The sequence below is a fragment of the Streptomyces sp. NPDC045701 genome (genome assembly GCF_056432045.1).
In genome coordinates this window covers 228381-250533 of record NZ_JBWKJV010000007.1, presented here as the reverse complement: position 1 = coordinate 250533, position 22153 = coordinate 228381, and the positions used below count along the sequence as shown (strand labels likewise).

General features: G+C 71.7%; 21 protein-coding genes. 8 read left to right on the top strand and 13 right to left on the bottom strand.

Going from position 1 to position 22153, the window contains the following annotated elements; translation table 11 throughout:
• The first annotated feature begins 45 nt into the window (after positions 1-45).
• Genes AC07DW_RS11735 through AC07DW_RS11710 form a run of 6 tightly spaced genes read left to right on the top strand, consistent with a single transcriptional unit; the run spans position 46 to position 5459 of the window.
• Positions 46-843 carry an ABC transporter ATP-binding protein gene (locus AC07DW_RS11735; protein WP_478857464.1) on the top strand — a complete coding sequence of 266 codons (798 nt, stop codon included), beginning with the start codon at positions 46-48 and terminating at the stop codon, positions 841-843.
• Positions 840-1610 (top strand): ABC transporter ATP-binding protein, encoded by a 771-nt coding sequence (locus AC07DW_RS11730; RefSeq protein ID WP_478857463.1) that lies wholly within the window; start codon positions 840-842, stop codon positions 1608-1610. Before AC07DW_RS11735 ends, AC07DW_RS11730 begins: the two co-directional genes overlap by 4 nt.
• Complete coding sequence (locus AC07DW_RS11725) at positions 1607-2497, top strand: branched-chain amino acid ABC transporter permease (RefSeq protein ID WP_478857462.1); 891 nt, start codon at positions 1607-1609, stop codon at positions 2495-2497. Before AC07DW_RS11730 ends, AC07DW_RS11725 begins: the two co-directional genes overlap by 4 nt.
• A complete protein-coding gene (locus AC07DW_RS11720) occupies positions 2490-3584 on the top strand; it encodes a branched-chain amino acid ABC transporter permease (RefSeq protein ID WP_478857461.1) in 1095 nt (364 codons plus the stop codon). The genes AC07DW_RS11725 and AC07DW_RS11720 overlap by 8 nt, the downstream gene beginning before the upstream one ends.
• Positions 3581-4852, top strand: coding sequence for an ABC transporter substrate-binding protein (locus tag AC07DW_RS11715; protein WP_478857460.1), 1272 nt, complete (start codon positions 3581-3583; stop codon positions 4850-4852). Before AC07DW_RS11720 ends, AC07DW_RS11715 begins: the two co-directional genes overlap by 4 nt.
• Positions 4853-4907: 55 nt before the next feature.
• Entirely contained in the window at positions 4908-5459 is a 552-nt protein-coding gene (locus AC07DW_RS11710; RefSeq protein ID WP_478857459.1) for a GNAT family N-acetyltransferase, read from the top strand.
• Positions 5460-5592: 133 nt separating this feature from the next.
• Here AC07DW_RS11710 and pssA read toward each other — a convergent pair whose 3' ends face one another.
• The 9 genes from pssA to AC07DW_RS11665 form a co-directional block, all read right to left on the bottom strand.
• A complete protein-coding gene (gene pssA, locus AC07DW_RS11705) occupies positions 5593-6456 on the bottom strand; it encodes a CDP-diacylglycerol--serine O-phosphatidyltransferase (RefSeq protein WP_478857494.1) in 864 nt (287 codons plus the stop codon).
• Positions 6449-7096 (bottom strand): phosphatidylserine decarboxylase, encoded by a 648-nt coding sequence (locus AC07DW_RS11700; protein ID WP_478857458.1) that lies wholly within the window; start codon positions 7094-7096, stop codon positions 6449-6451. Before AC07DW_RS11700 ends, pssA begins: the two co-directional genes overlap by 8 nt.
• Positions 7097-7263: 167 nt before the next feature.
• Positions 7264-8469 carry an acyl-CoA dehydrogenase family protein gene (locus AC07DW_RS11695; protein WP_478857457.1) on the bottom strand — a complete coding sequence of 402 codons (1206 nt, stop codon included), beginning with the start codon at positions 8467-8469 and terminating at the stop codon, positions 7264-7266.
• Between the two features lie 2 nt (positions 8470-8471).
• Entirely contained in the window at positions 8472-8984 is a 513-nt protein-coding gene (locus AC07DW_RS11690; RefSeq protein WP_478857456.1) for a MaoC family dehydratase, read from the bottom strand.
• A 5-nt stretch (positions 8985-8989) separates the two neighbouring features.
• Positions 8990-9952: an HpcH/HpaI aldolase/citrate lyase family protein gene (locus AC07DW_RS11685; protein WP_064072294.1), complete on the bottom strand. Its 963-nt coding sequence runs from the start codon at positions 9950-9952 to the stop codon at positions 8990-8992.
• Positions 9949-11970: a protein meaA gene (locus AC07DW_RS11680; protein WP_478857455.1), complete on the bottom strand. Its 2022-nt coding sequence runs from the start codon at positions 11968-11970 to the stop codon at positions 9949-9951. The genes AC07DW_RS11685 and AC07DW_RS11680 overlap by 4 nt, the downstream gene beginning before the upstream one ends.
• The gene (ccrA, locus tag AC07DW_RS11675) at positions 11970-13307 is read right to left on the bottom strand and encodes a crotonyl-CoA carboxylase/reductase (RefSeq protein WP_478857454.1); all 1338 of its coding nucleotides are present in this window, start codon (positions 13305-13307) and stop codon (positions 11970-11972) included. Before ccrA ends, AC07DW_RS11680 begins: the two co-directional genes overlap by 1 nt.
• 470 nt (positions 13308-13777) lie before the next feature.
• The gene (locus AC07DW_RS11670; protein WP_478857453.1) at positions 13778-14608 is read right to left on the bottom strand and encodes a TetR family transcriptional regulator; all 831 of its coding nucleotides are present in this window, start codon (positions 14606-14608) and stop codon (positions 13778-13780) included.
• Between the two features lie 103 nt (positions 14609-14711).
• The gene (locus AC07DW_RS11665; protein WP_478857452.1) at positions 14712-16493 is read right to left on the bottom strand and encodes a 3-hydroxyacyl-CoA dehydrogenase family protein; all 1782 of its coding nucleotides are present in this window, start codon (positions 16491-16493) and stop codon (positions 14712-14714) included.
• A gap of 704 nt (positions 16494-17197) precedes the next feature.
• Here AC07DW_RS11665 and AC07DW_RS11660 point away from each other — a divergent pair.
• Positions 17198-17773, top strand: coding sequence for a HEAT repeat domain-containing protein (locus AC07DW_RS11660; protein WP_478857493.1), 576 nt, complete (start codon positions 17198-17200; stop codon positions 17771-17773).
• A 19-nt stretch (positions 17774-17792) separates the two neighbouring features.
• On the opposite strand, the gene AC07DW_RS11655 is transcribed toward AC07DW_RS11660, so the two are convergent.
• The 4 genes from AC07DW_RS11655 to AC07DW_RS11640 form a co-directional block, all read right to left on the bottom strand.
• Positions 17793-18320, bottom strand: a complete 528-nt coding sequence (locus AC07DW_RS11655) for an N-acetyltransferase family protein (protein WP_478857451.1) — start codon at positions 18318-18320, stop codon at positions 17793-17795.
• On the bottom strand, positions 18317-18748 hold the full coding sequence (locus AC07DW_RS11650) for a RidA family protein (protein ID WP_478857450.1): 432 nt from the start codon (positions 18746-18748) through the stop codon (positions 18317-18319). The genes AC07DW_RS11655 and AC07DW_RS11650 overlap by 4 nt, the downstream gene beginning before the upstream one ends.
• Positions 18749-18766: 18 nt before the next feature.
• The gene (locus AC07DW_RS11645) at positions 18767-20350 is read right to left on the bottom strand and encodes an alpha/beta hydrolase (RefSeq protein WP_478857449.1); all 1584 of its coding nucleotides are present in this window, start codon (positions 20348-20350) and stop codon (positions 18767-18769) included.
• A gap of 110 nt (positions 20351-20460) precedes the next feature.
• On the bottom strand, positions 20461-21528 hold the full coding sequence (locus AC07DW_RS11640; protein WP_478857448.1) for an Rv2578c family radical SAM protein: 1068 nt from the start codon (positions 21526-21528) through the stop codon (positions 20461-20463).
• Positions 21529-21673: 145 nt separating this feature from the next.
• Here AC07DW_RS11640 and AC07DW_RS11635 point away from each other — a divergent pair, with 145 nt between their 5' ends.
• On the top strand, positions 21674-22117 hold the full coding sequence (locus AC07DW_RS11635; protein WP_478857447.1) for an SRPBCC family protein: 444 nt from the start codon (positions 21674-21676) through the stop codon (positions 22115-22117).
• Positions 22118-22153 lie beyond the last annotated feature (36 nt).

Here is a 22153-nt window from a genome sequence, read left to right as displayed (position 1 = left end):
GGTGCTGGGGTGAGCGCCACCGAACACACAGACGAGGGGAAATCCATGAGCGCTGCCGCCCTGCACGTGCGGGGGCTGACAGCCGGGTACGGACCCGTGACCGCCCTGCGTGACGTCTCGCTGGACGTACCGGAGGGCGCCTGCGTCGCCGTCCTCGGCGGCAACGGTGCCGGCAAGTCCACACTGCTGCGTGCCCTTTCGCGCACGCTCGCCTTCCACGGGGGCGCCGCCACCGCGGGCACCGTCACCTTCGGCGGCCGCCCGCTGCACGGCCTCCCGCCCGACCGGGTCGTCGTGGCCGGGCTGTGCCACGTCCCCGAGGGCCGCCAGGTGTTCGCCCGCATGACGGTCGAGGACAACCTCCGCGCGGGCGCGCTCACCGCCGCCCGCGCCGGCAGGGCCGCCGCCGTCCGCCGCGTCCACGAGCTGTTCCCCGTCCTCGCCGAGCGCGCCCGCCAGCGCGCCGGGCTGCTGTCGGGCGGCGAACAGCAGATGCTGGCCGTCGCCCGCGCCCTGATGGCCTCCCCGCGTCTGCTGCTGCTCGACGAGCCGTCCCTCGGCCTCGCCCCGCTGATGGCCGCCCGGATCGCCGACACCGTCCGCGAGATCAACGCCCAGGGCACCTCCGTCCTGCTCGTCGAGCAGAACGCCGCCCTCGCGCTGCGCCTCGCCTCGCACGCGTACGTCCTGGAGGTCGGCGAGGTCGCGATCGAGGGGTCCGCCGGCGAGCTCGCCGCCTCCGACGAGGTGCGCCGCCGCTACCTCGGCGTCGTCGACGAGCAGGCCGCCGCCGACGCCCCGTCCGCGGCGGTGCCCCGCCTCGCCCGCTGGGAGGACGCGTGACGACCCTCGAAGTCCGCGACCTCACCGTGCGGTTCGCCGGCCTCACCGCCCTCGACGGGGTGGGCTTCACCGTGCGGCCCGGGACCGTCCACGCCGTCATCGGGCCCAACGGCGCCGGGAAGTCCACCACCTTCAACGTACTGTCCGGCGTCTACCGCGCCACCTCCGGCAGCGTGCGGTTCGACGGTCACGAGCTGACCGGCCTGCCCCCGCACCGTATCGCCGCCCTCGGCGTCGCCCGGATCTTCCAGAACCTGGCCCTGCCGCCGTACGCCACCGTCGCCGACGCCCTGATGCTGGGCCGGCACCGGCTCACCCGCGCCGGTTTCCTCGCCACCGGGCTGCGCCTGCCGTCCGCCGCCCGGGAGGAGGCCCGTCACCGGGCCCGCGTCCGGGAGATCGCCGAGTTCACCGGCCTCGCCGACAAACTGGACCGGCCGGCCGCCTCCCTCCCGTACGGACAGCAGAAGCTCGCCGAACTGGCCCGCGCCCTGTGCATGGAGCCGAAGCTGCTGCTGCTGGACGAACCCGTCGCCGGGATGACCGGCGACGAACGCCGCCGCACGGCCGCCGTCATCGCGGGCGTCCGCGACAGCCTCGGCATCTCCATCGTCCTCGTCGAGCACGACATGGGCGTGGTGATGCGGCTCGCCGACTCCGTGACCGTCCTCGACTTCGGCCGCCGGATCGCCGACGGCGCCCCCGCCGACGTACAGAACGACCCGGCCGTCGTCCGCGCCTACCTCGGACAGGAGACCGCCGAGTGACCACCTTCGCCGAACTCCTGCTGGGCGGAGTGGCCCTCGGGTCCGTCTACGCCCTCATCGCCCTCGGATTCGTCGTCATCTTCCGCGCCACCGAGGTCGTCAACTTCGCCCACGCCTCGCTCCTCCTCGCGGGCGGCTACGTGACCGCCGTCCTCCACGACGACATCGGCTTCTGGCCGGCGCTCGCGGCCGGCATCGCGGGGGCCGCGCTCGTCGGCGCGGCCGTCGAGTTCCTGGTGATGCGCCGCTACCGGGGCCGGGACCACAGCGTGCTCGCCATCGTCACGATCGGCGTGGACATCCTGCTGACCACCGAGCTCGCCCGCCGCATCGGCACGGACGTGCTGTCCCCCGGCGACCCGTGGGGCGACGCCGTCGTCACCATCGGCTCCGTCACCATCGCCCAGACGCGGATCGCCGCCTTCCTCGCCGCCGCGCTGCTGATCACCGCGTTCCTGCTGGCCTTCCGGTTCACCTCCTGGGGCGTGGCCATGCGCGCCGCGGCCGAGAGCCCCTCCACCGCCGCCCTGATGGGCGTCCGGCTGGGCCGGGTCTCGCTCGGCGCCTGGGCCGTGGCGGGCGGCCTCGCCGCCGTCGCGGCCCTCTTCCTCACCGTCTTCCCGACCCCCGGCCTGGAGCGCACCACCTCCCTGGCCGCCCTCAAGGCCTTCCCCGCCGCCATCCTCGGCGGCCTGGACTCCACCACCGGCGCGCTCGTCGGCGGACTGCTCGTCGGCATCACCGAGTCCCTCGCCACCGGCTACCAGGGCGACCTGACCTTCCTCGGCCGCGGCATCGGCGACCTGGCGCCCTACCTCGTCATGGTCGTGGTCCTGCTGATCCGCCCCGCCGGGCTCTTCGGTACCAAGGAGCTCGCCCGTGTCTGACACGCCCACCCGACCGCTCGCCCGGCGGCTCACCCGGCCCCGTGCCCACGCCTGGGCCCTGGGCGCGGTCCTCCTCCTCGCCCTGCCCTTCTACCTGGAACGCTTCTGGCTCCAGGCCGGACTGTTCGCGATGGCCGCCGCCATCGGCGCGATCGGCATCAACCTGCTCACCGGCGCCACCGGCCAGCTGTCCATGGGGCACGCCTTCTTCCTCGCCGTCGGCGCCTACGGCTACTGCGCGTTGGCCGGCGACGGCAGCGACGGACTGGCCGGTCTCGGCCTGCCCGGCTGGCTCGCCGCCGTGGGCGCGGTGGCGCTGGCGGGCGTGGCGGGCGGTGTGTTCAGCCCGATCGCGGGCCGGCTGCGCGGCGCGTACCTGGGCATCGCGACCCTCGCGCTGATCTTCATCGGCCAGCACGTGCTGTTCAACGCCCACGACCTGACCGGCGGCTTCAACGGCCGGGCCGTCCCGCCGCTGAGCCTGCTGGGCGTCACCTTCGACGAGAGCGAACTGCTGGTCGCCCAGGTGCCGTTCGGCGCCGCCGAGAAGCTGTGGTACCTGGGCCTGGCCCTGCTCCTCGGCTCCGCCCTGTTCGCCCGCGGAGTGCTGCGCGGCCGGCCGGGTCGCGCCCTGAACGCCATCCGCGACCACCGCATCGCGGCGGGCGTCCTGGGCATCCCGGTGGCCCGCTACCGCGCCGCCGCGTTCGTGCTGTCGTCGATGTACGCGGGGCTCGCCGGCGTCCTGCTGGCCCTGGTCTTCCAACGGACCGTGCCGGAGTACTTCGGCATGCTGCTCTCCCTCGAGTACCTCGCCATGATCGTGATCGGCGGACTGGGCTCGGTGGCGGGCGCGGTGGTCGGGGGCGTCTTCGTCTCCCTGCTGCCGCAGGTTCTCAACCGGTACAGCGACGCGCTGCCCCTGGTGTCCGCCCCCGGAACGGGCGGGATCGCACCGGGCGAGGCGTCGCGCTACCTGTACGGCGCCGCCGTCGTGGCGGTGGTGCTCTTCCTGCCCGGTGGCCTGGTCCGGCTGGCCGCCCGGCGTTCCGCACGACCCTCAGGTACCTCAGCGGAGGAACGATGACCATGCGCAGACACCGGCGGCTCGCCGCCACCCTCACCGCGCTCGTGGCGCTGACCGCGGCGGCGGGCTGCAGCGCGAAGGCGAAGAGCGGCGACGACGCCGGCGGCCAGGGCGCCGACGGGGTGAAGACCGGCAGGGGCGTCGACGCGAAGGCGATCCGGCTCGGTGCCCTCACCGACATGACGGGGGTGTACGCCACCCTCGGCAAGAGCGTCACCCAGGCCCAGCAGCTGTACGTGAAGCAGCTGAACGCCGCGGGCGGCGTGTGCGGCCGCACGGTGGAGCTGACGGTCCGCGACCACGGCTACGACCCGCAGAAGGCGCTCGCCGCCTACACGGAGCTGGAGCCCAGGGTGCTGGGCTTCCCGCAGTTCATCGGCTCACCCTTCGTGGCGGCGGTCAAGCAGCGCGTGGACGGCCAGGACAAGGGGCTCGTGCTGCCCCAGGCGTGGTCGGCGTCGCTGCTGGGCAGCCCGCACATCCGGGTGATCGGCTCCACGTACGACATCGAGACGATCAACGCGGTGGACTTCCTGCTGAAGGAGAAGGGCCTGAGGAAGGGCGACAAGCTGGGCCACGTCTACTTCGAGGGCGACTACGGCGAGAACGCGCTCAAGGGCTCGAAGTACGCGGCCGGGAAGGCCGGGCTGACGGTCGTCGAGCAGAAGATCAAGCCCACCGACAACGACATGTCGGCGCAGGTCGCCGCGCTCAAGCAGGCCGGGGTCAAGGGCATCGTGGTCAGCGCCGGCCCGCGCCAGGCGGCCTCGCTCGTCGGCGTGGCGGCCGCGGTGAAGCTCACCGTCCCGGTCATCGGCAACAACTCGGCCTACGCGCCGCAGCTGCTGGCCACCCAGGCGGGGCCGGCCCTGGAGCGCATGTACTACGTGTCCACCCCGAGCCTGCCGATCGGCGCCGACACCCCGGCCGCCGAGAAGCTCGTCGCGGACTACCGCGCCGCCTACCCCGAGGACACCCTCGACAACGGCATCGTCGCCGGGTGGACGGCCGCCCAGGTCTTCGGCGAGGCGCTGAAGAAGGCGTGCGCGGACAAGGACCTGACGCGCGAGGGCGTCGGCAGGGCGCTGCTGACGCTGAACGCCCACGACGCGGGCTTCGGCATGACGCACGACTTCTCCGACCCGCAGGCGCCCTCGTCGCGGCAGAGCGCGATCATCCAGCCCGACACGTCCGTCCCCGGGGGTGCCCGCGTGGCACGCGGACCCCAGGTCTCGGACGCCGCCAAGACCTTCACACCCGGTGGCTGACCGGAGGGGATGACCCCGTCATCCCGGCGAAACCCCGCCGTGTGAAGCTTTGATCATGAGCGACGACCTCCGTCCCGCGTACCGGATCGAGCCCCTCACCGCCCGGCAGATCCACGACCGGGCGGCTGAGGGGCTCGCCGCGCTCCTGCGCGACGCCGTCGAGGGCGGCGCCTCGGTGGGCTTCCTGGCCCCGCTGGGCGCCGCCGAGGCGGCCGCCTGGTGGCGCGGGGTGGCCGCGGAGACCGCCCGGGGCGTACGGACCGTCTGGGCGGCGTACGGGCCCGGCGGCTCCCTCTCGGGCGTGATCACCCTGGTGCGCGCGGCCATGCCGAACCAGCCGCACCGCGGCGACATCGCCAAGCTCCTGGTCCACCGCGACGCCCGCGGGCGGGGCCTGGGCTCCCGGCTGCTCGCGGTGGCCGAGGAGGCGGCGGTCGCCGAGGGGCTCACCCTGCTGGTCCTGGACACCGAGACCGGGAGCGCGGCCGAGGGCCTGTACCGCGGGGCCGGCTGGACCCGCGCCGACACGATCCCCCGCTACGCCCTGAGCCCGGACGGCACCCCGCACGCGACGACGTACTACTACAAGCTCCTCGGCGAGGCGTGACCGCCCGCGGGGCGGGGCACGGGGCAGCCGCCGGGCGCCCGGGGCCGGGGCCGGCGGGCGGTACGCAGGCACGCGGAAGGGCCCGGGTGCGTTCCCGCACCCGGGCCCTTCGGTCATCCACGCCTGTCGTGCGCTACGGCAGCTGTGCCGCCCGCGCCTCCCGGCTCTCGCGCCGGTTGTCGCGGAAGGTGTTCACCCGCCGCGCCGTCGCGAAGAGGGGGATCACGGCGCCCAGCACGACCTGCAGCGCGCAGCCGGTCTGGAGCAGCAGCTGGCCGCCCGGCGCGTCGAACGCCCACGCGGCGAGCAGGCCCATCGCCCCGACGATCCAGCTGAGCATCGCCACCGCGAGGATGCCCCGCGGCTTGGGGTACTCGACGCGGCTCACCATCAGCCACGCCGTGCCGATGATCGCCAGCAGCGTCGGGATGAACGGCAGCTCCAGCAGCACGATCGAGACGACCGTGAGCGCGCCGAAGGGGCTCGGCATGCCCTGGAACATGCCGTCCTTCATGGTCACGCAACTGAATCTGGCGAGCCGCAGCACCACCGCCAGCAGCACCACGATCGCGGCCACGGCCGAGACCTTCTGGTGGGCGTCGTCCGCGACCATCCCGTACACGAGGACGAAGTACGCCGGGGCGAGCCCGAAGCTGATCAGGTCCGACAGGTTGTCCAGCTCCGCGCCCATCGGCGAGCTGCGCAGCTTGCGCGCGACGAGCCCGTCGAAGAGGTCGAAGATCGCCGCGAGAAGCATCAGGATCACGGCCGTGGCGGCGCTGTGGCGCGCCATGCCGGTCTCCTGGCTCCCCGTGAGGTGCGGGATCAGGATGCCGGTGGTGGTGAAGTACACCGCCATGAAGCCGCACGTGGCGTTACCCAGCGTGAGCGTGTCCGCTATTGAGAGACGCATCGACAGCGGCATCTCCTCGGCTTCCTCGGCGATGTCCGCCTCGGCGTCGGCGACCCAGTCGGCCCGTGTCCCGGGATCAATCACGGTCAATTCGAGTCACCCCCGCGGTCGTGGTCTGACCGACCTCGACAGCGACGTCGACACCTTCCGGAAGGTAGATGTCAACGCGCGATCCGAAGCGGATCAGACCGATGCGCTCGCCCTGCTCGACCTTGGTCCCCTGCGGGACGTACGGCACGATGCGACGGGCGACCGCACCTGCGATCTGCACCATCTCGATGTCGCCGAGCTCGGTGTCGAAGTGCCAGACAACGCGCTCGTTGTTCTCGCTCTCCTTGTTGAACGCCGGGACGAACCCGCCCGGGACGTGCTCGACGGACGTCACCGTGCCGGCCAGCGGGGCGCGGTTGACGTGGACGTTCAGCGGGCTCATGAAGATGGCGACCCGGGTCCGTCCGTCCTTCCACGGCATGATGCTCTGCACCACTCCGTCTGCGGGCGAGATGACCCTGCCCGGCGCGATCTCGCGCTCGGGGTCGCGGAAGAACCACAGCATGCCCGCCGCCAGAGCGGTGGTGGGCACAGCGATGGCCGCGGCGCGCTTGGAACGGCGCGAGCGGGCCAGGCTGAGTGCAGCGGTGGCGACGGTCGGCAGAAGCCACGGCGATGCTCCGCGTGCGATGCGGACGCGGCCGCGAGGTGCAGAGGTTTGGCTGTGGGGCATGGATGACCTTCGTAGCGGTGATGCCGCGCGAGTGCGGGGGACGGCGGCTTTTTGGCGATGCTATCGGTTGCGGGCCGCAACTGGGCAAGCCAGAAGCCGAGTCGGCGGCCGGAAGACGATGACAGGGTGTGATCTTCTTCGCGGCCAAACCGGCTCAAAAGCGACAATCACCCCTGGAATCGGTACTCCTCGAGCAGCCGACGCCCAATGATCATTTTCTGGATCTCGGCGGTACCTTCGCCGATGAGCAGCATGGGCGCCTCCCGGTAGAGACGCTCGATCTCGTACTCCTTCGAGAACCCGTAGCCACCATGGATACGGAAGGCGTCCTCGACGACCTCCTTGCAGTATTCGGAGGCGAGGTACTTCGCCATCCCTGCTTCCAGGTCGTTTCGCTCCCCGGAGTCCTTTTTGCGTGCTGCGTTGACCATCATGGCATGAGCGGCCTCGACCTTGGTAGCCATTTCGGCCAGCTTGAACTGGATCGCCTGGTGCTGAGCGATCGGTTTGCCGAAAGTCTGACGTTGCTGGGCATACGAGACACCCAGCTCGAACGCACGCTGTGCCACGCCACAGCCACGCGCCGCCACATTCACGCGGCCGACCTCGACACCGTCCATCATTTGGTAAAACCCTCGGCCGGTGGTGCCGCCGAGGACACGATTGGCCGGAATGCGCAGTCCGTCCATGATGAGCTCGGTGGTGTCGACCCCCTTGTAGCCCATCTTGTCGATCTTCCCGGGGATGGTCAGGCCGGGCCGGACCTCTCCGAAGCCGGGCTCCTTCTCGACGAGGAAGGTCGTCATCGACTTGTGGGGGGCGGTGCCCTCGGGGTGTCCTTCGTCACTTCGGACGAGAACGGCGACCAGCGTGGACGTGCCGCCGTTCGTCAGCCACATCTTCTGGCCGTTCAGGACGTACTCGTCGCCGTCCTTGACCGCCTTCGACGTGATGGCCGACACGTCCGAGCCCAGCGCCGGCTCCGACATGGAGAACGCGCCCCGCACCTCGCCCGCCGCCATCCGGGGCAGGAAGGTGTCCTTCTGCTCCTGCGTGCCGTGCTGCTTGAGCATGTACGCGACGATGAAGTGGGTGTTGATGATGCCGGAGACCGACATCCAGCCGCGCGCGATCTCCTCCACGCACAGCGCGTACGTGAGCAGGGACTCGCCCAGACCCCCGTACTCCTCCGGGATCATCAGGCCGAAGACACCCAGCTCCTTGAGCCCGTCGACGATGTCCTGCGGGTACTCGTCGCGGTGTTCCAGCTCGGTCGCGACCGGGATGATCTCCTTGTCGACGAACTCCCGGACCGTGGACAGGATCTCCTGCTGGACGTCCGTCAGACCGTGGGTCTGCGCGAGTCGGGCCATGACTACTTCTCCTGCTGCTTCGGTTCGGGGCGGCCGGGCTGCTCGCCGCCGCGCTCCTTGATGTACGTCTCGGTCGGGACCATCACCTTGCGGCGGAAGACACAGACCAGCGTGCCGTCCTGCTTGTAGCCCCTGGTCTCGACGTACACGATCCCGCGGTCGCTCTTCGACTTCGACGGGGTCTTGTCCAGGACGGTGGTCTCGCCGTAGATGGTGTCACCGTGGAAGGTCGGCGCCACGTGCCGCAGCGACTCGATCTCCAGGTTGGCGATCGCCTTGCCGGAGACGTCCGGCACGGACATGCCGAGCAGCAGGGAGTAGATGTAGTTGCCCACGACGACGTTCCTGCCGAAATCCGTCGTCTTCTCCGCATAGTTGGTGTCCATGTGGAGGGGGTGATGGTTCATGGTGAGCAGACAGAAGAGGTGGTCGTCGTACTCGGTGACCGTCTTCCCGGGCCAGTGCTTGTAGACCGCGCCGACCTCGAACTCCTCGTAGGTGCGTCCGAACTGCATGGTGCTCAGGCCTCCGGGGCTTCGAACTTCGAGGTACGGGTCATGCCGGCGGCGCGGCCCTTGCCGGAGATGACGAGCGCCATCTTGCGGCTGGCCTCGTCGATCATCTCGTCGCCCAGCATCGCCGAGCCCTTCTTGCCGCCCGCCTCGGACGTGTAGTAGTCGTACGCGTCCAGGATCAGCTCGGCGTGGTCGAAGTCCTCCTGGGAGGGCGAGAACACCTCGTTGGCGGCGTCGACCTGGCCCGGGTGCAGCACCCACTTGCCGTCGAAGCCGAGCGCGGCGGCCCGCCCGGCCACCGCGCGGAAGCCGTCCACGTTCTTGATCTGGAGGTACGGGCCGTCGATCGCCTGGAGGTCGTTGGCGCGGGCGGCCATCAGGATCTTCATCAGGATGTAGTGGTACGCGTCGGCCGGGTAGCCGGGCGGCTGCTCGCCGACGACCAGCGACTTCATGTTGATCGAGGCCATGAAGTCGGCCGGGCCGAAGATGATCGTCTCGATGCGCGGCGAGGCCTGCGCGATCGCGTTGACGTTGTTGAGGCCCTGGGCGTTCTCGATCTGGGCCTCGATGCCGATCCGGCCGACCTCGAAGCCCATCGTCTTCTCGATCTGGGTCAGCAGCAGGTCCAGCGCCACGACCTGCTCGGCGTTCTGGACCTTCGGCAGCATGATGCAGTCCAGGTTCGGACCCGCGCCCTCGACGACGGTGACGACGTCGCGGTACGTCCACTCCGTGGTCCAGTCGTTGACCCGCACGACCCTGGTCTTGCCCGTCCAGTCGCCCTCGTTGAGGAACTTGACGATCGTGTGCCGCGCCTCGGGCTTGGCCAGCGGCGCGCACGCGTCCTCCAGGTCCAGGAAGACCTGGTCGGCGGGGAGGCCCTGGGCCTTCTCCAGGAAGCGCGGGTTGGAGCCGGGGACCGCCAGGCAGGAGCGGCGGGGGCGGAGACGGTTGACGGGCGTCATGCGGGGACCTCCGAGCTTTCGAGGGGGTTGAGCTTGTTCGCTGTACGGATCTCGTCGACGATACGGCCGATGATCTCCGTGATACCGAAGTCCTTCGGTGTGAAGACGGCGGCCACTCCCGCCCGCTTCAGTTCGGCGGCGTCGGCGCTCGGGATGATTCCGCCGACGATGACCGGGATGTCCGAGGCTCCCGCCTCGCGCAGCCGGGTCAGCACGTCAGGCACCAGTTCGGCGTGCGAACCGGACAGGATCGACAGCCCCACGCAGTGCACGTCCTCCGCGAGCGCGGCGTTCACGATCTGCTCGGGGGTCAGCCGGATGCCCTGGTAGACCACCTCGAAGCCGGCGTCACGCGCGCGTACGGCGATCTGCTCGGCACCGTTGGAGTGCCCGTCCAGGCCCGGCTTGCCCACCAGCAGCCGCAGCCGTCCGGCGCCCAGCTCCTCGGCCGTCCGCGCCACCTTCTCGCGTACGGCGGCCAGCGGGGTGCCCTCCTCGGCGGTGATCGCGACCGGCGCGGACGACACGCCCGTCGGCGCCCGGAACTCGCCGAAGACGTCCCGCAGCGCCCAGGACCACTCGCCGGTGGTGACGCCCGCGCGGGCGCACTCCAGGGTGGCCTCGAACATGTTCGCGTCCCCGGCCGCGGTGGCCTTCAGCCGGGCCAGGGCCTCCTGGGCGCGGCTCTCGTCGCGGTTGTCCCGCCACTCGTGGAGCCCCGCCACGACCCGCGCCTCGTTGGCCGGGTCCACCGTCATGATGGCGGTGTCCAGGTCGGCGGTGAGCGGGTTGGGCTCGGTCGTCTCGAAGATGTTGACGCCGACGATCTTCTCCTCGCCGGACTCGATCCGCGCCCGCCGCTCGGCGTGCGAGGACACCAGCTGCGACTTGAGGTAGCCCGACTCGACGGCGGCCATCGCACCGCCCATCTCCTGGATCCGGTCGATCTCCGCCAGGCACTCCGCGACCAGGGCGTCCACCTTGGCCTCGATCACGTGCGAGCCCGCGAAGATGTCCTCGTACTCCAGCAGGTCGCTCTCGTGCGCCAGCACCTGCTGGATGCGCAGGCTCCACTGCTGGTCCCAGGGGCGCGGCAGGCCCAGGGCCTCGTTCCAGGCCGGGAGCTGGACGGCACGCGCGCGTGCGTCCTTCGACAGCGTCACGGCGAGCATCTCCAGGACGATGCGCTGGACGTTGTTCTCCGGCTGCGCCTCGGTCAGGCCGAGCGAGTTGACCTGCACGCCGTAGCGGAAGCGGCGGTGCCTGGGGTCCTCGATCCCGTACCGCTCACGCGTGATCTTGTCCCAGATGCGGCCGAAGGCGCGCATCTTGCACATCTCCTCGATGAAGCGGACGCCCGCGTTCACGAAGAAGGAGATCCGCGCGACCACCTCGCCCTTGCGCTCCTCGGGCACCTGGCCGGAGGCGAACACCGCGTCGAGGACGGCGATCGCCGTCGACATGGCGTACGAGATCTCCTGGACCGGGGTGGCCCCCGCCTCCTGGAGGTGGTAGCTGCAGATGTTGATCGGGTTCCACTTGGGGATGTGGTTCACCGTGTAGGTGATCATGTCGGTGGTCAGCCGCAGCGACGGACCGGGCGGGAAGACGTGCGTCCCGCGCGACAGGTACTCCTTGACGATGTCGTTCTGCGTCGTCCCCTGGAGCTTGGTGACGTCCGCTCCCTGCTCCTCCGCGACCACCTGGTACAGCGCCAGCAGCCACATGGCGGTGGCGTTGATGGTCATGGAGGTGTTCATCTGCTCCAGGGGGATGTCCTGGAACAGCCGGCGCATGTCACCGAGGTGCGAGACCGGGACCCCGACCCGGCCCACCTCCCCGCGGGCGAGGATGTGGTCCGGGTCGTAGCCGGTCTGCGTCGGCAGGTCGAAGGCGACCGACAGACCGGTCTGGCCCTTGGCGAGGTTGCGCCGGTAGAGCTCGTTGGACGCCTCGGCCGTGGAGTGGCCGGCGTACGTCCGCATGAGCCAGGGGCGGTCCTTCTTCCGCTCCGTCATCAGATGTTCCGGAAGCGGTTGATGGCGTCGATGTGCTTGTCCCGCATTTCCTGGTTCTTCACGCCCATGCCCTCCTCGGGAGCCAGGCACAGGACGCCGACCTTGCCCTGGTGGAGGTTGCGGTGGACGTCGTACGCGGCCTGGCCGGTGTCCTCCAGGGAGTACACCTTCGACAGCGTGGGGTGGATCTTGCCCTTGGCGATCAGGCGGTTGGCCTCCCACGCCTCGCGGTAGTTCGCGAAGTGCGAGCCGATGATGCGCTTCAGCGACATCCACAGGTAGCGGTTGTCGTACTCGTGCATGTAGCCCGAGGTCGAGGCACAGGTGGTGATCGTGCCGCCCTTGCGGGTGACGTACACGGACGCGCCGAAGGTCTCACGGCCCGGGTGCTCGAAGACGATGTCGATGTCCTCGCCACCGGTGAACTCGCGGATGCGCTTCCCGAACCGCTTCCACTCCTTCGGGTCCTGGGTGCGCTCGTCCTTCCAGAACTTGTACCCCTCGGCGCTGCGGTCGATGATCGCCTCGGCGCCCATCGAGCGGCAGATGTCCGCCTTCTGCTCGCTGGAGACGACGCAGATCGGGTTGGCTCCGCCGGCCAGGGCGAACTGGGTCGCGTACGAGCCGAGGCCGCCGCTCGCGCCCCAGATGAGCACGTTGTCGCCCTGCTTCATGCCGGCGCCGTTGCGGGAGACCAGCTGCCGGTACGCGGTGGAGTTCACCAGGCCGGGGGCCGCCGCCTCCTCCCAGCTGAGGTGGTCCGGCTTGGGCATCAGCTGGTTCGACTTGACGAGCGCGATCTCCGCGAGGCCGCCGAAGTTGGTCTCGAAGCCCCAGATGCGCTGCTCGGGGTCGAGCATCGTGTCGTTGTGGCCGTCGGAGGACTCCAGCTCGACCGACAGGCAGTGCGCGACGACCTCGTCGCCGGGCTGCCAGGCGTTGACGCCGGGACCGGTGCGCAGGACGACGCCCGCCAGGTCGGAGCCGATGATGTGGTACGGCAGGTCGTGACGCTTGGTGAGCTCGGAGAGCCTGCCGTACCGCTCCAGGAAGCTGAAGGTCGACACCGGCTCGAAGATCGAGGTCCACACGGAGTTGTAGTTGACCGAGGACGCCATCACGGCCACCAGCGCCTCGCCCGGGCCCAGCTCGGGCAGCGCCACGTCTTCGACGTGCAGCGACTTGCGCGGGTCCTTCTCGCGCGTGGTGAGACCGGCGAACATCTCGGTCTCGTCCTTGTGCACGGTCACCGCGCGGTAGGACTCGGGGAGGGGGAGAGCGGCGAAGTCCGCGGACGTGGTGTCCGACGACTGAATCGCGTCCAGGATTTCCTTCACGGTGTTGCCTCCGGCGTAGAACGTCTTGAGGGGAGACGTCGAGGGGAACGTCGAACGTCGGGATGTACTGCTGTGGAGGTGTGCCGTCGGTTCGGCCGGGTGGTGCTGGCAGCGCTGGGTGGTGCGCAGAGGTTGCCTGTGACGCAGGCGCCCGGGCGCGCGAGGCACGTGGCCTTGCGGGGACAGCCGGCGTACGAGATGTCTCTGCACGCCGGCCGCCCGGACGACATCAACGTATGACACCGTGTGCCAGCCCGCAAGGCACTGAGTGCCAACAATTTCTCTCAGTTGCGATACACCGTTCACAGATGAGCGATGATCGATCGTCGACGGCCTCTCCGCACGTCAAAACGCCCGCCGGGCTCCGACGAATCGTCGGGCCGGGCGGGCGTCGGTCCTCCGGCCGGGGGACGGAGATTCTGCGCGGCCGGGCACTCCGTGGCGGCGGCCGGTGGGCCTTCCGGTGGGGTTCAGCGGGTCTTGAGGGTCCGCTCGATGGTGCGCATGATCTCGTCCAGCGGCGTGTCCGTGCGGGCCACGGTCACCAGGACGTCGCCGGTGGTGCTCGCCGCCGCGGCGGGGGGCTTGGAGGGGGACGTCGCGCCGGCGGCGCGCCCCGCGCCTATCCCCGTGCCGAACGTGTCCCGGACGATGGCGAACGCGTGGTCCAGCTGCGCCTCCACGTCGCCCTGGCCGCCCGCCCGCAGCCAGCGGCGCAGCACGTGGTTGTGCGCGGTGACGACGGCCGACGCGGCCACCTCCGCCAGCAGCGGGTCGTCGTTGCCGTCGTGGTGGTCCCGCTCGTCGAAGTGGCCCAGCAGATACCGGGTGAACAGCCGCTCGTAGCGGGCCACCGACGCGATCTCGCGCTCCCGGAGGGTGGGCACCTCGCGGGTGAGGCGGTAGCGCTCGACGGAAACCGCCGGGGACGCCGCGTACATCTTCATGACTTCCTTGATGCCCCGGCAGACCGTGTCGAGCGGGTGCTCGTGCGCCGGGGCGGCGGTCAGGACCGCCTCCGCCCGCACCAGGGTGTCGTCGTGGTCCGGGAAGATCGCCTCTTCCTTGGAGCGGAAGTGGCGGAAGAAGGTGCGCCGGGCCACTCCGGCCGCGGCGGCGATCTCGTCGACCGTCGTCGCCTCGTACCCCTTGGTCGCGAACAGTTCCATCGCCGCGGCCGCCAGCTCACGGCGCATCTTGAGCCGCTGGGCGGCGGCACGGCTGCCCGCGGGGCTCTCGGGGGCGTCGGGCGTGGCGGTGGCGCGGGGGGGCCGGCGGGCGGAGTCAGCGGGCTGGGACATGACCTGAACGTACTGCATCCGTGCGGGAGGCCGCGCCTGTGGGGAGGGGTCGCCCGCCGGGCCGCCGGCCCGGTCGAGCAACCCTCCCCACTCCCCGTACGGCTCAGCGCCGGGCATATTCGCGGAAGCCACGCCCCGTCTTCCGGCCGAGGCAGCCCGCCGCCACCAGGTGCTCCAGAAGGGGGGCCGGAGCCAGGCCCGGGTCGCGGAACTCCCGGTGCAGGACCCGCTCGATGGCCAGCGACACGTCCAGCCCGACGACGTCCAGGAGCTCGAAGGGCCCCATCGGGTAGCCGCCGCCCAGCTTCATCGCGGTGTCGATGTCGTCGAGCGACGCGTAGTGCTGCTCGACCATCTTGATCGCGTTGTTCAGGTACGGGAACAGCAGCGCGTTCACGATGAAACCGGCCCGGTCGCCGCAGTCCACCGGGTGCTTGCGGATCCTCGCGGTGACCTCGCGGACGGTGGCGTGCACGTCGTCGCCGGTCAGGACCGTGCGCACCACCTCGACCAGCTTCATGGCCGGCGCCGGGTTGAAGAAGTGCATCCCGATCACGTCCTGCGGGCGCGAGGTGGCGCGGGCGCAGGCGACGACGGGCAGCGAGGAGGTCGTGGTGGCCAGCACCGCGCCCGGCTTGCAGACCTTGTCCAGGGTCGCGAACAGCTGCTGCTTGACCTCCAGGTCCTCGGCGACGGCCTCGACCGCCAGGTCCACCTCGGCGAACGCGTCCAGCGAACCGGCCGGCGTCACCCGGGCCAGCGCCTCCTCCCGCGCATCGGCGGTCATCCGCCCCTTGTCCACCGAGCGGGCGAGGGACTTGGCGATCCGCGCCTTGGCCGTCTCCGCCTTCTCGGCGGAGCGGGCCGCGAGCACCACGTCGTACCCGGCCTTCGCGAAGACCTCCGCGATGCCGCTCGCCATGGTGCCCGAGCCGGCCACACCCACCGAGCGGACCTCACGGGACGCGCCCGTGGTGGCGGTCTCCAGCGGGGTCAGCGCGTCGCGCACCACCACGCCGCTGCCGGGCGCCTCGTACGTGTAGAAGCCGCGCCCGGACTTGCGGCCGGTCAGGCCCGCCTCGCTGAGCTGCTTCAGGATCGGCGCGGGGGCGTGCAGCCGGTCGCGGGACTCGGCGTACATCGCGTCCAGGACGGTACGGGCGGTGTCGATGCCGATCAGGTCCAGCAGGGCCAGCGGACCCATCGGCAGGCCGCAGCCCAGCTTCATCGCGGCGTCGATGTCCTCGCGGGAGGCGTACTTGGCCTCGTACATCGCGGCCGCCTGGTTCAGGTAGCCGAACAACAGGCCGTCGGCGACGAAACCGGGCCGGTCGCCGACCGAGACGGGCTCCTTGCCGAGCTGCTGTGCGAGGTCGGTGACCGCCGCGACGGCCTGGGGCGAGGTCAGCACCGAGGAGACCACCTCGACGAGCTTCATCGCCGGGGCGGGGTTGAAGAAGTGCAGCCCGAGCACGCGCTCCGGGCGGGCGGAGTCGGCGGCCAGCCGGGTCACCGACAGGGCGTTGGTGCCGGTGGCGATGATCGTGTCCGGGCGGACGATGGAGTCCAGCGCCCGGAACACCTGCTGCTTGACCTCGTACGACTCGGGCACGACCTCGATCACGAGGTCGGCGTCGGCCGCCGCCTGGAGGTCGGAGAAGGCGCGGAACCGGGCGAGGATGTCCCGTCGCTCCTCCTCGGTGATCCGCTCCCGCGCCACGGAACGGGCGGTGGCGGCCTCCAGGGCGGTCGCCGCGCGGGCCGCGGCGGCCTCGCTGATGTCGATGCCGATGACCTCGCGCCCGGCCCGGGCCAGGACCTCGGCGATACCTGTGCCCATCGTGCCGAGGCCGACGACGGCAATGGTGGAGAGAGGGGTGTCCATCACGGGACTCCAGGGATGAGTGACGACTGATGAGGGGCGCGCGCGGAGGTACGACCGGAGAGACGGTGTACGCCGGATGCGTGCGGATCGTGCGCGGCGGTGCCGCGCAGCCGTGCTGTCGCGGTGAGGAGAACCGGCCGACTCTGTCCCGGAGTCACGCCGTACAAGGTGCCGAACCGACAAGGCACTCGCGGCGGCTGCGTCACCAGGCCGCCGTGAGGGGTGCGGGTGTGGCCCGCTCACATGAGGTTAACCGGCGGGTAACGAGCGCGCCAGTCCTGGGAAGTGGGTCGAATGTGTGATGTGGATCGCGGTGGCGCCCGATACTGACACCCATGGACGCCATGAGGGGCACGGACGCGCAGGACGCCACGGAGCCCGTGGACGCCACGCACCCGGAGGGGGCGGTGGAGACGCCGCGTCCGGCGGGCGGGCCGGCCGGCCCGGGGGAGAGGGACGCGGCAAGCCCCGCGGGCGGGCGTGGCGCGCGGGGCGCGCGGGGCGTGGGGCGGACCGGCGGCGGGGCGGCGCGGGGAGCGGGCGGGGGCGCGCGGGGCGGCCGTGGTGCGCGGGCCGGCGGACGCGGCGGGGACACTCCGGGTGCGGCGGACCGCGCCGGGCGGGGAGCCGGCGCGGCGGCCGGGGTCGGCGCCAGGGACGGGAACGGGGTCGGAGCCGGCGCCAGGGACGGGGACGACGAGGAACTGAGGTCGCTCGCGCACCGGCTGGGCGAGGAGGCCGGCGGGTCGCCCGAATACGAACGGCTGATGGGCGTCCGGGACCCGGACGAGCTCGCCGCCGTCCTCACCCGGCCCGGCCGGCCGCTGTGGGCGCGGGAGATCGCGGCGTTCCGGCTCGGCCTCGCCGGTGACCGGCGCGCCTTCGAGGCGCTGGTCCTGCTTCTCAACCACCGGGACCCGGAGCGCTGCGTGTCCGCCGCGTACGCCCTGGCCCGGCTGGGCGATCCACGCACGCCGAGGGCGGCGGCCGCACTGGCCACCAACGAGCTGCGCGTGGCCTACGCCCTGCTGCCCGTCCGGCTGCTCGCCGAACTGCGCGCCCCGGAGTCCGTACCGGCGCTCGTCACCGTCCTGGAGCGCCGCCTGGCGGCCGGCGACCCCTACTGGCGGGTCGGCGTGGCCTGCGCGGAAGGGCTCGGCGCCCTCGGCGACCCCCGCGCCCGCCCGGTCCTCGAAGCCGCCTGCGCCCACCCCCGGCTCTCCGCGGCGGCCGTGGCCGCCCTGCGGCGCCTGCCCCCGCGTACCGCCCCGCCCGCCTGACCGGCTCCCGCCCGGACTCTCAGGGGGACAGCCGGCGGCCGTAACGGAGCTCCGACAGCGTGACGCCCGCCACGCGCCAGGGCTCCTCAAGGCCGTCCGGCAGGAAACCGGCCTTCTCGTAGAAGCGCCGCGCGCGGGCGTTGTCCCTCAGCACCCACAACCGCAGCGCCGGGTAGCGCTCGGCCGCCGCGCGGGCCGCCACCTCGTCCATGAGAGCGCGCCCCACGCCGGTCGACACCTGGTCCGGCCGCGCGTACAGCGCGAACAGTTCACCCTCGCCCGTGGTCGTCGCCCCGTTCCGGTACGGCCCGTAGCAGGCCCAGCCGACCACCGAACCGGCGCGCTCCGCCACCAGGTGGACGGCGCGGACACTGTCCCCGGCGAAGTGCTTGCGCCGGGCCTCCGCGTCCGCCTCGACGCTCATCGCCCGCAGGTACCACGCCGGAACCAGGCCCTCGTAGGCGAACCACCAGCCGCGCACCCGGATTTCGGCGACGGCCACGCAGTCGTCCGCCACCATGTCCCGCACCCGGACGGTCTCCGTCATGGGCGGGGTCCCTCCGGGAGGACGGCGAACGCCTCGGTCTCCACGAGCACTTCGGGCCGGAACAACGCCGACACCTGGACCGCCGAGCCGGCCGGCGGACGCGCCGTGTCGATCACCTCGTCCCCGGCGGCCCGCACCGCCGGCAGGTGGGCGACGTCCGTGACGAAGTACGTCAGCTTGACCACGTCGCCGAAACCGGCGCCCGCCGCGGCCAGGCACCGCCGCGGGTTGTCGAAGACCCGGCGGGCCTGGACGCCCGGGTCCCCCTCGCCCACCACCCGGCCGTCCGCGTCGACGGCGCACTGGCCGGATATCGCGATGAACCGGCCGCTTCCCCAGACGACATGGCTGTAACCGGAACCGGGGGCGACTCCGTCGGGGCGTGCCCATGGGAGAGGTGGGTGCTCATGCGCCTCATCCTCGCGCACGCCACTGACAACCGGCCGTCAGCCCCCGTGGCCCAGCAGCCCGTGCAGCGCCGCGCCGCCGGTCCGGCCCGCGGGCCCGGCGGCACCCGCCCGCCCGGCCGGCCGCGGATCGGGCGTCGCCGCGCAGACCGCGTCCGCCTCCGACCCGGCCTGGCCCCGGGGAACGTGCCCCGTCTCCAGGTACCGCGCCAGGTGCCGGTCCAGGCAGGCGTTGCCGCCCAGCGTGATCGCGTGGTTGCCGCCGCCCCGCTCGACGACCAGGCTGGAGCCCCGCAGCTGCCGGTGGACGGCGACGCCGCCCGCGTACGGAGTGGCGGCGTCCTCCGTCGCCTGGAACAGCAGCACCGGGGGCAGGGCGTCGTTCGACAGGTCCGGCGCCGACAGGGACGCGACCGGCCAGAAGGCGCACGGCGCGTTGTACCAGGCGTTGTTCCAGGTGGAGAACGGCGCCTTGGCGTGCACCGCCCAGTTGTCCCGGTGCCAGACGCCCCAGTCCTTGGGCCAGCGCGCGTCGCGGCACTGCACGGCCGCGTAGACCGAGTAGCTGTTGTCGTCCGCCGCGTCCGGGGACGCCAGCGTCCGGTACGCCGCGACGAGGGGCTCCGGGTCCTTGTCGTTGACGTACGCGGAGAAGGCCTCGCCGAGCATGGGCCAGAAGCCGTTGAAGTACCCGCCCGGCAGGAAGGTGTCCTCCAGTTCGGCCGGGCCCACCTTCCGGCCGGCCGGCTTCTTGCGCAGCGCCTCCCGCACCGCGTACCAGCGCGCCTCGACCTTCGCCGGGTCGCTGCCCAGCCGGTACGTCGCGTGGTGCTTGGCCACCCATGCCAGGAACGCCTTGTGGCGGGCGTCGAAGGCCACGTCCTGGGCCATGTTGAGGTCGTACCAGACGCCGTGCGGATCGACCACGGAGTCCAGCACCACGCGCCGCAGACGCTGCGGGAACAGCTTGGCGTAGACGGTGCCGAGATAGGTGCCGTACGAGTACCCGAAGTAGTTGATCCGCCGAGCGCCGAGGGCCTGGCGGACGACGTCGAGGTCGCGGGCCGCGTTCACCGTGCTCATGTGCTTCAGCAGGCCGCCGTACTTGTCGCCGCACGCCTTGGCGAACGACGCGGCCCTGGCCAGGTTGACCCGCTCGTCCCGCTGGTCGCGCGGCACGGAGTCCGGCCGTACGGGGGTGGAGTGGCCCGGCTCGCAGTCGAGCGCCGGCCTGCTCGCGCCCACACCGCGCGGGTCGAAGCCGATGACGTCGTACTGCGCGGCCACCTTCGCCGGCAGCGAGGCCGCCACGAACCCGGCCATCGTGCGCCCGCTCGCGCCGGGGCCTCCCGGGTTGACGAGGAGGGGACCCTGGTAGGTCCGGGCGGTGTGCGGGACCCGGGAGAGGGCGAGGGTGATCCGCTCGCCGCCGGGGTCGCCGTGGTCCAGCGGCACCCGTACCGTCGCGCACTGCAGCCTCGGGTACTGCTTGGTGGCGCACGCCGTCCACGCGAGGGGGCCGGCCCGCTCCTCGACGGCGGGCTCCGCCGCCGACGGCACGGCGGTGACCGCGCCCGCCATCAGCGCCCCGGCGGCGATCAGCACTCCTGCACGTCTTTGCATACGGGCCTCCCGAGCGAGCGGAACGATGGGCTGCGGGGGAACACGCCCCCCGGCGGATTCGTCCCCGCATTCCGGCCCGGAAGGGCACGCCGAGGGCGGACTTGACCCGATCAGAGGAGGGTGAGTTGCGTGGGTCCCGGCTCCGACGGCTGCGGTCGCGGCTCCTGGGGCTGCTGCCGCGGCCGCCCGGGCTCGCCGGGCGGCGGCGTGAGGCGCCGGGAGGCGCCCCGCCGCGCGGGGCCGATGCCGAACTCGTCGGCGAGCTCGTGCACCTGACGGGTGATCCGGCGCTGGTACCACTTCGGGGCGTAGGCGCCCTCCGCGTAGAGCCGCTCGTAGCGCCGCACCAGGTGCGGGTGGTGCCCGTTCAGCCACTCCATGAACCATTCGCGGGCCCCCGGCCGCAGGTGCAGCGCGAGCGGGGTCACCGACGTCGCCCCGGACGCCGCTATCGCGCGCACGGTGGCGCGCAGCTGGTCGGGGTGGTCGCCGAGGAAGGGGATCACGGGGGCCATCAGTACGCCGCAGCCGATGCCGTGGTCGGTCAGGGTGCGTACGACGTCGAGGCGGCGCTCGGGGGCGGGAGTGCCGGGCTCGACGGTCCGCCACAGCTCGCGGTCGGTGAAGCCGACGGAGACGGAGATGCCGACGTCGGTGACCCGGGCCGCCTGGAGCAGCAGGTCGAGGTCCCGGAGGATCAGCGTCCCCTTGGTCAGGATCGAGAAGGGGTTCGCGTGGTCGCGCAGCGCGGCGATGATGCCGGGCATCAGCTCGTACCGGCCCTCGGCCCGCTGGTAGCAGTCCACGTTGGTGCCCATCGCGATGTGCGCGCCCTGCCAGCGGGGGGAGGCGAGCTGCTTGCGCAGGAGCTCCGGCGCGTTGGTCTTCACCACGATCTGCGAGTCGAACCCGAGGCCGGTGTCGAGGTCCAGGTAACTGTGCGTCTTGCGGGCGAAGCAGTAGACGCACGCGTGCGTGCAGCCCCGGTAGGGGTTCACCGTCCACTCGAACGGCATGCGCGAGGCGCCGGGGACCCGGTTGACGATGGACCGGGCCCGTACCTCGTGGAAGGTGATCCCCCGGAACTCCGGGGTGTCGAACGTACGCGTGACCACGGCGTCCGTCCCGAACAGCGCGGAGTCCCCGGTGGGGGTCTCGCTCAGGTTGTCCCAGCGCATGGACGCCTCCTCGGTCGGTACCGCCCCCACAATAGAACATGTGTTCCCATGATCGCCTCTGCCGTGCTCACCCCGAATTTGGGCGCCCACCGCGCAGGTGGTTGGCTGGTGCCTCCCCATTGGAACGAGTGCTGGAGGACATGGCATGGCGCAGGTCGAGGCCACGACGGAGCGGGTCATCGCGGCGGACGCGGAGACGGTGTTCGACGCGCTGGCCGACTACAAGGAGACCCGCCAGAAGCTCCTGCCCGAGCACTTCAGCGAGTACGAGGTGCGCGAGGGCGGCGACGGCGAGGGCACCCTGGTCCACTGGAAGCTCCAGGCCACCAGCAAGCGCGTCCGCGACTGCCTGCTGGAGGTCACCGAGCCGAGCGACGGCCGGCTCGTCGAGAAGGACCGCAACTCCTCCATGGTCACCACCTGGACCGTCACCCCGGCCGGAGAGGGCAGGGCGAAGGCCGTCGTCACCACCGTGTGGAACGGCGCGGGCGGCATCGGCGGCTTCTTCGAGAAGACGTTCGCACCCAAGGGGCTCGGCCGCATCTACGACCAGCTGCTCGCCAACCTCGCCGCCGAGGTCGAGAAGTAGGACGCGGCTGCCCCGGGGTGCCGCGCCATGGTCACC